The organism is Paenibacillus sp. 2TAB26, from assembly GCF_052115145.1.
Lineage (GTDB): Bacteria > Bacillota > Bacilli > Paenibacillales > Paenibacillaceae > Pristimantibacillus.
Map to the genome: position 1 here is coordinate 45,467 of NZ_JBFRGC010000028.1, position 14,466 is coordinate 59,932.

The 14,466-nt window shown below is 45.4% G+C and carries 9 protein-coding genes; 2 read left to right on the top strand and 7 right to left on the bottom strand.

Features of this window, described 5'->3' with window-relative positions:
- Position 1: 1 nt before the first annotated feature.
- Positions 2–1,963 carry an ABC transporter substrate-binding protein gene (locus tag AB4Z50_RS27690; RefSeq protein WP_441884351.1) on the bottom strand — a complete coding sequence of 654 codons (1,962 nt, stop codon included), beginning with the start codon at positions 1,961–1,963 and terminating at the stop codon, positions 2–4.
- A 160-nt stretch (positions 1,964–2,123) separates the two neighbouring features.
- On the opposite strand from AB4Z50_RS27690, the gene AB4Z50_RS27695 reads away from it, so the two are divergent.
- Entirely contained in the window at positions 2,124–2,468 is a 345-nt protein-coding gene (locus AB4Z50_RS27695) for a hypothetical protein (protein ID WP_441884354.1), read from the top strand.
- A 107-nt stretch (positions 2,469–2,575) separates the two neighbouring features.
- Here AB4Z50_RS27695 and AB4Z50_RS27700 read toward each other — a convergent pair whose 3' ends face one another.
- Positions 2,576–2,926: a hypothetical protein gene (locus AB4Z50_RS27700; protein ID WP_441884357.1), complete on the bottom strand. Its 351-nt coding sequence runs from the start codon at positions 2,924–2,926 to the stop codon at positions 2,576–2,578.
- Positions 2,927–3,097: 171 nt separating this feature from the next.
- Positions 3,098–4,072 (bottom strand): aldo/keto reductase, encoded by a 975-nt coding sequence (locus tag AB4Z50_RS27705; protein WP_441884360.1) that lies wholly within the window; start codon positions 4,070–4,072, stop codon positions 3,098–3,100.
- Between the two features lie 257 nt (positions 4,073–4,329).
- On the opposite strand from AB4Z50_RS27705, the gene AB4Z50_RS27710 reads away from it, so the two are divergent.
- Positions 4,330–7,665 (top strand): DEAD/DEAH box helicase, encoded by a 3,336-nt coding sequence (locus tag AB4Z50_RS27710; protein WP_441884457.1) that lies wholly within the window; start codon positions 4,330–4,332, stop codon positions 7,663–7,665.
- Positions 7,666–7,808: 143 nt separating this feature from the next.
- On the opposite strand, the gene AB4Z50_RS27715 is transcribed toward AB4Z50_RS27710, so the two are convergent.
- From AB4Z50_RS27715 to AB4Z50_RS27730, 4 genes are all read right to left on the bottom strand, one after another.
- Positions 7,809–9,041, bottom strand: coding sequence for an extracellular solute-binding protein (locus AB4Z50_RS27715; protein ID WP_441884363.1), 1,233 nt, complete (start codon positions 9,039–9,041; stop codon positions 7,809–7,811).
- Positions 9,042–9,086: 45 nt separating this feature from the next.
- The gene (locus tag AB4Z50_RS27720; protein ID WP_441884366.1) at positions 9,087–10,634 is read right to left on the bottom strand and encodes a response regulator transcription factor; all 1,548 of its coding nucleotides are present in this window, start codon (positions 10,632–10,634) and stop codon (positions 9,087–9,089) included.
- Between the two features lie 55 nt (positions 10,635–10,689).
- Positions 10,690–12,453, bottom strand: a complete 1,764-nt coding sequence (locus tag AB4Z50_RS27725) for a cache domain-containing sensor histidine kinase (RefSeq protein WP_441884369.1) — start codon at positions 12,451–12,453, stop codon at positions 10,690–10,692.
- A 217-nt stretch (positions 12,454–12,670) separates the two neighbouring features.
- Complete coding sequence (locus AB4Z50_RS27730) at positions 12,671–14,464, bottom strand: glycoside hydrolase family 66 protein (protein ID WP_441884372.1); 1,794 nt, start codon at positions 14,462–14,464, stop codon at positions 12,671–12,673.
- Positions 14,465–14,466 lie beyond the last annotated feature (2 nt).

The following is a 14,466-nucleotide window of genomic DNA, read 5'->3' on the forward strand; positions in this document are numbered from 1 at the left end:
GTTATGCCTTACCAAGGAAAATTTCTGCTACCCGGTCAACAATCATATTAATGGCAATCGGGCCATAATAGGCAATCCATATGTTTGAATCCACATCATAGACTTGATTGTTTTTCACAGCTTCAACATTTTTCCACGTTTCCGTCTTCTGGATTTCGTCCACTGCCGCCTTGAACATATCATCTTTTACGAGGAAATAATGATTAGCGCCAACTTCCGGGAAAGCCTCTAATGCAATTTCATAAGCGGTATCCTTTTCCTTCAAAACCGATTCTGGGGCATTCAAGCCTAAATCATTGTATAAAATAGCTCCTGTACGGTGGATTGGTGTATGTATCCGTATCCCCTCATCACGTGGGCGCGCTAATGCAACAGTTTGATCTCCTAGCTTAGCTTTTAGCTCTACCTTCAGCTTCTCTGTTTTCACGTTGTAGGCCTCCAAGACAGCCTTCGCTTCTTCAGACTTCCCTACAATTTTTCCAAAAGTATCTAATGTGACGCGCCAATCCTCATTAAATTCGAGCATGATCGTTGGAGCAATTTTGGACAAGCTCTCATACACTTCTTCTTGGAATTCTGTACAAATAATTAAATCGGGTTCCATGGCCATAATAGCCTCAAGGTTGGGCTCATCCCTTGTACCGAGCAATTTAACATCCTTCAGCTTATCCATTAAATAAGCCGGGAAGTCTGTTTTATCTGCTGCAGCTTTTACGCTGCCCGCTGGCTGCTCTTCTAAAGTTACCAATTGATCCACAAATTTTGTATCAAGCACCGCAATTTTAAGTGGGCGCTGCTCCAGCGTTGTTTCGCCCTTCATATGTTTAATAACAACAGGATACGCCTGTTGCGCTGTTTGCGATACGTTTGTGTTTGTAGAAGCTGCACTAGATTCAGCTCCAGCTGGACTAGCCCCTCCCGTATTGTTTCCCGTGCTATTTCCCGTCGAACATGCACTCAACAATAACATTAAACTGAGCATCAAGCTAACCGCTAAAATCGACCTCTTACTCCTATTCATCCGTATAACTCCTCCGTCTAATTGTTGATAATGATTATCACAATCACCATCATACGAGAGAGAAGTATCCGCGACAATGGAATTTTGCGACATAGAGGATGAACTTATCCGACGGTGCTTTCTGAAGTTAAGAGGAGAAACGCCAATATGCTTCTTAAAGGCTCGGCTAAAATAATAACTATCACCATAACCTACTGATTCTGCAATGGCTTTAAGCGGCATATTCGTATTCAATAACATCGTTTGCGCATGATCCATTCGAACCTGAATGAGATACTCTAGTGGCCCAATCCGAAGCTGCGCTTTAAATAATCGCTGCAGCTTTCTCTCATTGCAATGAAGAGTACTCGCCAATTCTTGAAGACTGATTGTCTCAGCGTAACGTTCCTCCATGAAGCGAATCGTTTGGCTGACGTAATCCGGCTGAGCTTTGGCTGCACCCTCAGCGGCATGGAGCTGCTTCATAAGATCGTATACCAATTGGTGAAACAACGCTCTCACATGAAATCTTTCCAATTGAATATCAAGCATCCAGTGCGAATACATTTGCTCGATTCTCGTCAAAAGACCTAGCGGAAAGGCAGGGGCAAAACCATATTGCATTTGAAAAGGATTATTGTCTCTATATACTTTTAACAGTTCTTTACGAGCTGGTAAAACGAGGACTGCTTTGTAAAAAATAAAATAATAATCGAGTTTTTCATTCACTTGCACAATATCAATCGTAGCGCCTTTTCCGGCATGGCACACATAAAAACGATTCACCATATGCTCCATTCCGTCGATGAGAATTTTTGCATCACCAGCAGCAGCGAATAAGAAGGCACTAGCTGGCAATCGGAAGCCTTGCACACTCTCACCCGATCGCAAAATAGACCGACGAACATCAAGCACCCTTATAGTAGCATGATTCCATAATGGTATATGTTCCTGTAATGTCATCATGTTCACCTTCCATGTCTATTTACAATTTCCACCTCTCTTATTATATTAATAATCATTCTCATTATCAAAACATTCTTGCTCAGAAACTAGAAATCGCCCTTACAATAATTGTAATTATGATATAATAGGTTTTCAAAACAGGAAGGGGAGATTCGTAATGGAAACGATCGAAATTGTTGCTGTGAGTGCATTAGTTCTATCCGTCCTGCTTGGATTAAAAGTATTTAGCTTGCAGAGACAGGTTGACGAAATAAAATTAGAGCTTCAACGGGCTAACAACCATTCGGATTTTTCGAGATCACCCAAGCCAAACCTGAATTCCCCTCCTTCCTCACCCGGTATGACTCGCAACAACGCCCCTATAAATATCGATGATAGATTACGCATGCTAGTTGCTTCAGGAAAAAGAGTTCAAGCAATTAAAGAGTTTAGAAAAAAAAGTGGCGTCAGCCTCAAAGAGGCCAAGGACTACGTAGACGACTTAGAGCGGCATCAATATTGATCTGAATATGTTCTTCATCATTTATCCAATTCAAAAGCAAAGAGGCTGTCTCTTTAAGGCAATTTGCCTTTAGTGACAGCCTCTTATCTGTTTACTGRCTTACCGTTTTATCGCTCATATCCGGGATAGTCGTAATCAGAGTCTTGCAGCTTGTTTAAAATATTCATATGGCGAATATGATCTCTAGTTTCTGCCGTGCCTAACACATATACGGTTTCGTAAACCTTGATGATATCCTCATTAAACTTGTCGGTTGCTTTGTCATTATCAGCTGATTTATAAGGGATTGGTGCGCGAAATTGTGTTTTCTCATCATCCCGCTGAATTTGGTCGAGCTGCTGCTGAAGCTCACTGATCTCCGCCTGCGTTGCGGTTACCGTTAACTGATCATTGATGGAAGGTTCAGGCTCGACCCGCTTTCCAGAAATCGATACATAATAGGTTTGCTTCTCCGTCATGCCTCTCACTCTCCTCCTATTTGATAATAACTTATAAAACAAATCGGATAGAGATGAAACAAGGCTGCATCTACAATTTGCCCACGAATGCAACAATAACAAGGCTTAGCACCCACAAGCCATGCACCTTCTTCAAAGTGTTTTGCGTGTGGGTACCCGTTGTGTCTATCTCTACGGCAAGCGATACCACGCAAAAGGTTCACCCGTACGGAATGGGCGGCTAAACTTCTGCAATTCCTCTTCTGTATCTGCGGTCAGCTGCAAGGATACACTCTTCAAGTTTTCTTTGAGCTGCTCCACCTTTGTCGCTCCCACAATGACTGTAGATACGACAGGCTGATGCATGAGCCACGCGAGTGATAATACGCTTGGCGTACAGTCCAATTGTTCCGCAAGCTTCGCTACATTTTCACCTAATGCAATGGTTTTAGTATCGATAAATCGCTGGAAACTCGGGTCGGTCTGAGCGCGAGAGCCCTCTGGCGCTTGCTGTGCTGCGCTGTATTTTCCTGACAAAATGCCGCCAGCCAGCGGAAAATACGGAATGATGCCCACGCCTTGGTCTAGACACATCGGAACCAGCTCGTTTTCCGGCGTTCGATCCGCTAAGGAGTAGCTTACTTGTGTCGATACGAAGCGGTTAATCCCAAGCCGATCACTGATTCCGAGCGCCTTCATCAGCTCCCACGCAAAGTAATTGGAAGCTCCGATGTAGCGCACCTTGCCAGAGCGTACCATATCCTCTAGTGCTCGAAGTGTTTCCTCRAGCGGTGTTTCAGGATCAAACGTATGAATTTGATATAGATCGATATAGTCGGTTTTTAGACGTTTTAAGCTCTGTTCCAGTTCCGTCTGCAAATGAAATCTGGACGAGCCGCGCTCATTTACGCCTGCTCCCCGAACTAGCCCTGCTTTTGTAGCTAAAACAACATGTTGACGCTGTCCCTCAAGCACCTGCCCAATGATTTTTTCGGATTCGGTGGCTGCATAGATGTTAGCTGTATCGATAAAGTTGATTCCATTGTCTATCGCGCTATGAATGATTTGTTTTGAAGCCTCATAATCTGCGCGTTTGCCAAAAGCGTTGGTACCTAAACCGAGCGCGGATACTTTGAGGCCGCTATTTCCAAGTCGTCGGTAATGCATGGTTGTCCAGCTCCTTTTCCCATAATCAAGCTTAGCTTCTCTTCCTACATTATACCGTTGATTGCATTCAATTTCAGTAAGAGCTGCCTAGACCACATCAAAAGTAGAGCTAGCATTAACCTTGTTTCATGCTAGGCTTTTATTTCAGAAGCACAATGCCCACATTTTGAATTGTGACCTGCTGTACATATTCTGCTATGATAAGAATTAACTTACACATCGGAACAAGCGTTCCGCTAGCGGAAAGGAACCATACCATGAGCGTACAGTTGTCCGAGCGAGTTATTAAGCTGCTATGCGGCGATACCTTTTACGAACGCGGCGAAGCCTACTATAAAGATGGAAAAGTTACGCTTGCGGACCAAGGTCCTGAGGCAAGCAGCTTTAAAGCTATCGTAATGGGCAACCATCGCTATGAGGTTACGATCGATATTGACCTGGATGGAGACGTCGAAGCGGAGTGCTCCTGTCTCGCTTTCAGCACCTACGATAAGTTTTGCCAGCATGTAGCTGCGGCGCTGCTGCAAATTCATCATTTTCAAAATGAGTTTGATAAGCCTGCCCGTATCTACCCCTCACTCCTTCATCCAGAGGATAGGCCTTACTACGATGATGACGAAGCAGATACAACCCATCTCCGTAATCGATATGCCGCGCAAGCGGGGTTAGAAGCAGCCGATACTCGGCTGGCTAACGGCATGTTAGGCTTGTTCAGCCACCGTCCGATCCGCACAAGCGGAAGCCGGTCGCTTTTGGACATGCGCACCACTCTTGAAGTAGAGATTTCTGTTAAGCTTTTCCCCTACGGCTTCCGAAAGCATATGTTCGGCATTGAGCTTAAGGTTGRCCCAAAACGGTTATATATCGTACAGCAAATACGAGAATTTCTGGAAAAGGTCGATCGGCGGGAGCCTTACGTTTTCTCGAAACATTTCACCTATGATCCAGCCGTTCACAGCTTTCAGCAGGAGAATGATGCGGTGCTTGCGAGGCTTATTCAAATCTACCGAAATGAAAAGATATTCAGGGAATCGCTGTCCCGCTCAATTCTAAGAGAGGCTCCGGCAAGCGGAGACCGTATGCTGCTTGTGCCTCCCTCCTCATGGGATAAGACGCTTCCTTTGCTAACTGCTGCACCGACCGTACAGCTGCTCTATAACAATCAAACGTTTCATGGCATTGAACGGAGTGACGAAGCGCTCCCGCTCCATTTTGCGTTTGATCAAGCGACAAGCGACGGCTATCAATTGGATATTCAGGGACTTGATCAGATCATCATTATGGAAGATTATGAGCTGGTCATTACAAACGGCAAGCTGATTGAGCTGAAACCGGAATCTTGCACACGGCTTATGGAGATGAAGCTGCTGCTCGACACTTCGCGCAAGCCAAAGATTCATATTGCCCCTGCGCAAATGGAGCCGTTTATGGAAAGGGTCATCCCGGGACTAATGAAGCTGGGCAGTGTCGGCATTGCGGAATCAATATCTGACCGCGTGCTGCAAACGCAGCTTAAAGCGAAGCTTTACTTGGACCGGGTAAGAGATCGGCTGGTCGCAGGGCTTGAGTTCCAATATGGCGACATTATTATTAATCCTTTAGAAGGAAGCGAGAAATCACGCGGTACTGATCGCATTCTCATGCGGGACGGAGAACAAGAGCGGCTCATTCTCGAGCTGATGGAGCTGGTTCCCTTCGCCAAAACAGAGGGCGGCTATTTCATGGAGGACGAGGATTCGGAATTCGAATTTCTGCACCATATCATCCCGCGGCTTGAGAAGCTGCTGACCGTGTACGCTACCTCTGCTGTTAAAGTACGAATTGTGACCAAGCATGCAGCGCCAAAAGTAACGATTAATGTAGATGAGCGTACAGACTGGCTGGAATTCAAGTTCGATATGGACGGCATTCCTGAATCGGAAATTCGGAACCTGCTGAAGTCGCTTGAAGTGCAGCGCAAATACCACCGCTTGCCAAACGGCTCGTTATTGCCGCTTGATGGCGCCGAGTTTCAAGAGATCATCCATTTCTTAAATGAGGTCGGCCTGCGCCAGAGCGATATTCAAGGAACCGAATTTCGGATACCTACAGCCCGCGGCCTGCATCTCATTGGTTCACATGAGAACGGAAATGCGGTAAGACTTGGCAAATCGTTCCGCCGGCTGCTGGAAAACATGCGTAACCCCGACAATTTGGATTTCCCTGTACCGGACAATCTCGCGAACGTGCTGCGGGATTATCAACAGTATGGCTATCAATGGATGAAGACACTTGCCCATTACCATTTCGGCGGCATTCTTGCCGATGATATGGGGCTCGGAAAAACAGTCCAGGCCATCGCATTTGTCGTTTCCGTACTTCCTGAGATTCGGAAGCGAGAGCAGCCAGCATTAATCGTCGCTCCCGCTTCACTCGCCTACAACTGGCTGAATGAGCTGATAAAATTCGCCCCAGAGGTTCGCGCCGTTATTGCCGATGGCACCAAGTCAGAGCGCAGCGGCGTGCTGACAGGTGATTCTTCGGCGGATGTGATCATAACTTCATATCCCTTGCTGCGCAAAGATATTAAAGATTATATGAAGCAAAGCTTCCACACGTTGATTTTGGACGAGGCGCAATATTTCAAAAACCATACGACTCAAACCGCGCAAGCCGTTAAGGCTATTGATGCCGGGTATCGCTTCGCATTGACCGGCACGCCCGTGGAAAATACGCTAGAGGAGCTATGGTCTATTTTCGGAGCCGTTTTCCCTGCGCTATTTCCTAGCAAGCAAGCTTTCAACGAGCTATCGCGAGAAGCTGTCGCCAAGCGGGTTCGTCCGTTCTTGCTGCGCAGGCTGAAAAGTGATGTACTGAAGGAGCTGCCTGACAAAATCGAGTCAATACAAGCATCGGAGCTGCTGCCTGAACAGAAACAGCTGTATGTTGGCTTCCTTGCTAAGCTGCAGCAGGAAACAGTGAAGCATTTGAACGATGAAAGTTTCCAGCAAAATCGAATTCGAATTTTGGCTGGAATAACAAGGCTTCGCCAGCTCTGCTGCCATCCTGCCTTATTCGTAGAAGATTACCGAGGAAGCTCCGCCAAATTTGAGCAGCTCCTCGAAATTATCGAGGAATGCCAGAGTGCTGGCAAGCGGCTGCTCATCTTCTCACAATTTACAGAGATGCTCGGCCTAATCGCACGGGAGCTGGGTTACCGAGGCATTACTCATTTTTATTTGGACGGGCAAACAAAAGCCTCCGAGCGCGTCGAGCTTTGTAATCGATTCAACGACGGTGAGCGCGACCTCTTCCTGCTCTCGTTAAAAGCAGGGGGCACTGGACTAAACCTAACGGGTGCCGACACTGTTATTCTCTACGACCTTTGGTGGAACCCCGCCGTCGAGCAGCAAGCAGCCGATCGTGCACATCGTATTGGACAGAAAAACGTCGTACAGGTCATCCGCCTCGTAACGCAAGGCACGGTCGAGGACAAAATGTATGAGCTTCAGCAAAAGAAAATGAACCTGATTGACGAGGTTATCCAGCCTGGTCAGGAGGCTCTATCCTCTCTATCGGAAAAGGATATTCGTGAAATTCTGATGATTGAGTGATGTGAATTCAATTCATATTAAAGATGCATGGCTCAGCTCCGTTAAGGAGCAGACTGCCGCTTCGAAATAAAAAAAGTAGGAATCACAAATAGATTCCTGCTTTTTTTGCATACAACATGTCTCGTCTAGAGGATCAATCTATTTTACTGCTTTAACAAACGATCAATCTCAGCGGCTGCTTCCGTTAATCCCTGTTTAACCGAAAGTTCCTCTTGAAAAATTTTGGTCATATATTTTATATAAATAGCGTCAATTCGACTATACCTTTTCACTGGCGGACGAAGAAATGTATGATCAAGCGCCTCCGTGTACGGATGAATAAAGGATTCACCCTGCGCCTTTATCTCTTTGGCCTCCAAGTTTGTCGGAATTATGCCTGTTTGCGACATTGCAATTTGCGATTGCGTATTGACCATCCATTTCATAAATGTCCAGGCCTGCAATGGATTTTTCGAGCCCTTCATAATAACTAAATCTTCTCCTCCCAATATGGAGGCAGGACCAAAAACCGGCGGAAACGGAACTGCTATTGTTGCGTTAATCGCCCTCTCCAGCTCTTCGCCTTGAAAAACGCTGTAAAACCAAGGTCCATCATCTGTGACCAATATTTTCCCTGACTTTACCCCCTCCCAATTATCTCCGCCGCCGTTAATAACCGTACGATCAATCAACTGCTCCTTATATAGCAATAAAAGCTGCTCAACCGCCTTGATTGTCGCTTCTCCATTCAAATAGCCGGATGCCTTCGAATATGAATCATCTGTCATACGTCCGCCCAGCGCATAAATATAAGGCAAGCTCTTCCACGACTCAAGCCCCCCTATACCAATCATGAATCGATGTTTTTTAGCAAGATCAATCACTTCCTGAAAAGTTGCAGGCGGCTTTGACAAGCCCGCCTGTTCCAACAATGTACGATTGAATATAGCAATTTTCGTGTTCATATTAACGGGAAGAGAATAATAGGAACCCTTATAATAACCTGCTGAGCCTGTATTGCTCTGCAGCAATTGCGTTATTTTTCCAAAATCATCGTATTCGCTCAGGGGTAGCAGCAATCCGCTTTGGGAAAACTCAGGCACCCATACAATATCCATACGCACTACATCAGGCGCTCTATTGGAAGATGCCTTGGAGATGAGCGTATATTTCATTTCCATATTGTTGCTTTGCCGAACAGGAACGACGTGAATAGCGGGGTACGCCTCCTCAAACGCAGGAATAAGTATATCCTCCAAAATTCGAGTCTCTTGATCACTGTACGTATGCCAGAACTCGATTTCCGTATTCTCAGTATTTGTTAACTTCTCGACCTTGCTGTCATTTGTAAGAATAGACTGCTGGCTGCAGCCTGAGCTGATTGCAAGTAAACACACTATTATTATCAGCCTATTTATAAGCATGGCAATCTCCTCCATCAACTATTGTTGATGCTTATCTCGATACTCTACAGGTGTCATCTGAGTCATCTTTTTAAACAGCTTGCTAAAATATTTCACATCGTTAAAACCGGATTTTTCAGCTATCTCATAAATCTTGTACTCGTTTTTAACCAGCATCCGTTTTGCTTCGTGCAGCCTCAAATCGATTAAATAATCGATGAAATTTTGACCTGCCTGTTTTTTGAACAAATTCGAAAAATAGCTTTTGCTTACATGTATGTTATCCGCTACTTGTTGCAGTGTTAAGTCTTCTCGGTAATGGAGCTTAATGTAGGCGATGGCTTTAGTGATTAACTGTCCGCTATGGCCTTTATCAACCAACCTCAGCTGATTGGGATGTTCCATTTCCTCAAACAATTGACGGATAGTCGATTCGAGCTGAACAACCGTCTCACAGCGCCAAATATGTTCTCGGAAATCTGATAGCGTTTTTGAGCCTCCGTTCACAAAAGCATAGGCAGAGAGCAGTTCATATGCTTCTTTTCTTACGTGCTCCGGTGTTTGAGCACCCTTCGTCCAGCTTGAAACGAAGCGATCGATGACTGTTTTTGTATGGTCCTCGGTGCGAAATTGCTCAACCATAACCTGCATGTTCATTCCCTCATAATTAGACCCCGCTTCGCTCTCATCCGGTATTTGTTCATAGGCAAAGAGTTTGCCCGTACCTTCAAAAAATCTTCGTTCCCCTGCAGCTCGGCTTTTTCTGAGTCCTGTTTCCACCCGCTCTGTTTCCTGCTCCACACTGTAACCAATAGAAATTGAGGTCGATAGTTCAGCAGCAACCCGGTTCTTGAAGCGCTCAAGCTCACCTTCTGCATTCTCCACAAGAGGTAAGATCATAAAGAGACCTTCTCCCGTCAAAATCGGCGCACTGCCATACTGGAATTGCTCATAAAATAAAGCCTGCATATCCTCATACATGATGCTAATATGCAAATCCCCGTATCGTTCCCGCCACTCGTTTAGACCATCCGATACAACAAAAGCACAAACGTAGCGATCATTTGGCTGATCAAAAAGATCAACTAATTTAGATTCAGACTCGTTGGTTGCGAGCAAGCGTATGATTTCCTGCTCAGAACGTCTTCTCGCAAGGAAAACCAATTGCTCATCGAACTGTTGATTTTGCACGACTTGTCTGCGGTTTTGCTGCAGCATTTCTTTACATCGCACGAGTACAGCAATGAGTTCCCCCGCTTCCAGTGACGGCTTAAGCAAGTAATCGACAGCACCCTGCTTCATCCCCTCACGCACATATTCGAATTCATTGTAGCTGCTAATTAGGATAACCTTGGTTAGCGGATTAACCTCCAGCGCCTTTCGCGTTAGCTCCAGGCCATCCATAACTGGCATCTTAATATCCGTTATCAAAATATCAATAGGCTGAGATCGAAGCCGTTCAAATGCTTCAAGGCCATTTGCACAATCTCCTACTAAGGTCAGCCCTTGCTCATCCCAATTTATGAAGTTTTTAAGCCCGTTTCGAATAATCGGCTCGTCGTCCACAATCAAAACATAATCGTTCACGTCATTTCCTCCTCGAAGTTGTAGGCAGCAATATCTGAACTCGGAAGCTTTAGCTTTATAAACGGATGACGATATGAATATGAGTACCGAGTCCAATATCACTCGTAACAGATATGCCCGAGCCTGCGCCATAATAAAGCCTTAAGGAATCATAAACATGCTTCATTCCTATGCCTGCTTTCGTCATACCTTCCTTTGCATTCAATTGTTTCAACTTCTCTTCTGATATTCCTGAGCCATCATCATGGATCACAATCCGCAGCTCTCCCTGCTGCTCTGTCACCTTAATCGTAATATCTCCTCCGCGATTAAGCGGCACGAAGCCGTGGAAGATCGCATTCTCAACGAGCGGCTGAAGCAGCATCCTTGGAATTTTCACTTGATCCGCCCCAGGCTGTACCTCTATAGCCAAAGCATATTTTTGCTCATACCGCATTTCTAAAATAACGATATATTTCTGAATGATCTCCAGCTCTTCCGCAAGTGTAATCATTTGCCCGTTCTTGCCCATATTCGCTTGAAGCAGTCTAGTTAGAGCCGCTAGCCCTTGTTCGGCTCGCTCCATCTCTCCTGCTCGAATCAGCCATCTGAGCGTACTAAGCGTATTGTAGAGAAAATGCGGATGAATCCGGTAAGTGACCGCACGCACCTCGGCCTCAAGCTTCTCGTTTTGCTCCTGCTCCACTCGTAGCATCAGCTGTTCAATTTCATCCAGCATTTTATTAAAATGCCTACTCATGAGCCCAATCTCGTCTGTAGACGTTAACGCTGTTCGAACAGATAGATCTCCCTGCTGAACTCTCCTCATCTCTAGCGTTAATTGCTTGATTGGATTCGTAACCTTCTTCGCGATGAGAAGACCAACGAGCACCGCAAGCAAAGCGAAGCATGCTGAGGTTATTAAAATACGTGTATGTAGCTTATCCAGCGCCCCCGTTATTTCAAGCGTAGGAACTGTGCCAACCAGCAGCCAACCATTGCTTAGCAGCTGCTTTACGCCATAATAATGGACGCCCTTATTAGCGTACTCGAATTCAACTGCATCATTATGTACGATCAACTCATGCAGTTTAGCATCCTCCACCATCTGACCAATTCGTGAAAGATCCGCATCGATCATAATTTCACCTTGTGCGTTAACGACCATATAACGTCCGGTTTCCCCCAGCTTCACTTGCTTAATCGTATTAATGATGGCCTTGCCATTTAAATTAACGACCAGCAGACCGATTTGCTGAAGCGATTCAAAGTCTTTTAACGCACGGCTGATCGGGAGAACAAGATCAGTATTTTCCCCACCACCGCTAAAAGGATCCTTTCGCATCGGCTGCCATACGAACCCGCCATCCTGCTTTTTCGACTCCGCTACCCACTCTTGATGATTCAAGTCAACCTTTCGCAGTTTGGGTGTAGAAAATGTGCCGCTCCCCCAGCCGATGCCCCCACTTTTAATGATATAAACAATTCTTACGAATGAGCTTGAATACACGACGTTATTAAGCAGCGTATTTAATGATTGCGTCATCTCGATCTGCTCGCTAAGCGGACTCGAGGTATATTGCATCGCTGATTTTTGCACCTTCAAATCACTGTATATTAAATCGGATGTATCGCTTCCCGCGTTGAAAATAGAAGACAAGGCATCTGCGGTTTGCTTGGTAACCTGAACGGTAGATGCTCTAACATTTCGTTTTACAAGCGCGGAAGATTCCAAATAGAAAGAGAAACCCGATAAAGTGGTCGGAATCAAAATAATGAGTAAAAACGCTAAAATCATTTTTGAAGCAAATCGGTTCGTTATTTTCTCGAAGCGCGCCATAAGCTGCCCACCTTGTTAAAGAAGATACTCCTAGTTTACCTAAATCAACACGATTAAAATAGAAGGTTTTATAGAAGAGGAGCGCAGCCATGCTGGCTTCGCTCCATTCATTCTCATGCATTACGTTCATATCAGCAAACGCTTTCATTGCAGTGTACAAAACCAAGCGCACGAAAACTATCTTTCGTATCGCTTGGTTCTGCATGCTATCGCAACCTTACTTGTAATTAATGGTTAGTAGATCCCAGTATTTCAGGACTGGAAGCTTAAGTGTAACCTTGCCTTCTTGCTGCTTGAAGCTCAGCTTAATAGGTGATCCTTGATAATAGTCTGGTGAGGCGAATAGGATACTTGCAACTTCACGCTCTGTCTCAATGGAAATGTCTATTTCTTTACGCTCAATAGGCACAGCTTGCTCGCCCTTGCTGTCATTCCACTCCATGGTTTTAGCATCAGTGAAGTTAATGAAGTGAACGATGTCGCTTCCGCTTTTCTGCTTCGCAAAGGACCATATTTTTCCTTGCTCTGGAGCAGCGGAAACACTTGTGTCCCCTGTACTTGATACGATTAGTTCAGATTCCTCTACTCCATCTCGCAAAATGTTCTGATAAGCGACAAGGAAATCGTAATAGCGAATAAGCTGCTCTTCCAGTTCAGCTGGAATGGAGAGATTTCGATTAGGGAAATACTCTTTGGCCAGCATATTTTCCCCAAGCTCCAGATGGGATCCGCCGGATGCGAAGATGACTGCATCTGTAAGCAGAACGCCTGGCGTATTAAATTCCCCGCTCGCGTTTGCCAAATCATAGTTCATATAAGCGGCAAGCACCGTGTTTAGCTTATTTTTGCTAAACTGGTTGTTTTGATCGATAATCCCCTTCAGGTTGCCATACTTCGGATGCCCGTCCCATACTTCGGTATATAGGAATGAGAGAGGAGCCTGAGGAGCCATAAAGGCTTGCCCATACTGTCCGACAGCGTTCATCACATAGTCGACATCCAGCTTCTCCTTAGCTGCTTTCAGAAATGATACATAGCCCGGCGCCAGCTTTACACTTTCTCCTTTGGCATTCCAAAGCGCTCCGCGATCGCCTAATTGATCAACATGCCAGCCGTCGAATTTCAATTGGTTAAATACTTCAATTTCTTTGTCGATCAGATAGTTTTGCCACTCCACGTTGTTTGGGTCATAGAGCATAATGTCACTGGCCCAGCTGTCTGGCAATGGATGCTTATCCTGATTCGCTTGCGAAGGATCTTTGTACAGCGCCCACGCTTTTTTGACACCGTCCTCCTCTGCCCCCTCATATGCCCCGAACAATAAATTGTAGTTCATCGCCTTCATGTTTTTGCTGTGCGCAAGGTCAATATAGCCTTTAATTGTATCCAAGGAGACAGGCCTGTTTGCAATATCCGGCCATTCCGGCGCTGGTTGATTGCCTTCCAGCTTCAGAGGCTGATGATGTTTATACTGCCAATCATAAAATTGAATGCCGTTAATATGGAACCGATTCAGACGTTCGATTACTGTTGCCATCTCTTCCCCATTCATGCTGTGGAAGTCCGCTAAATAACCGTAACGAGGAAACTTGCTCCAGTCTGTGGACACGTCAACTGCGATGTTCTGATGATCCTTCACTTCTTCCTTCGTTGCAAAGAAAACCTCAGCCATATAACCTCGGCCATCCTCCTTTGGAGGCGTCCAATCCCATTCCAATGAATTGCCGTCCACCTTGACTTCTTGCTCAGCGATCTTCTCCCCTAGATGGCGATACTGGACAATCACCTTCGCTTTTGACTCCGTTTTAGCCAAATCCAACGTAAAATGAACGTTGTCGCCGGGACGATAAGCCGATTTGTCGGTCGACAAGCGACTTATTATACCTTGGCTATTCACAAGCTCCGCCTTTATTTCCTTCTGCTCGCTGCAGCCGGAAGCAAGGATCATAAAAGAGGTAATGACAACAATGACTGATGAACTTATTCTATTTCGATTTCTTTTACGTTTCATTT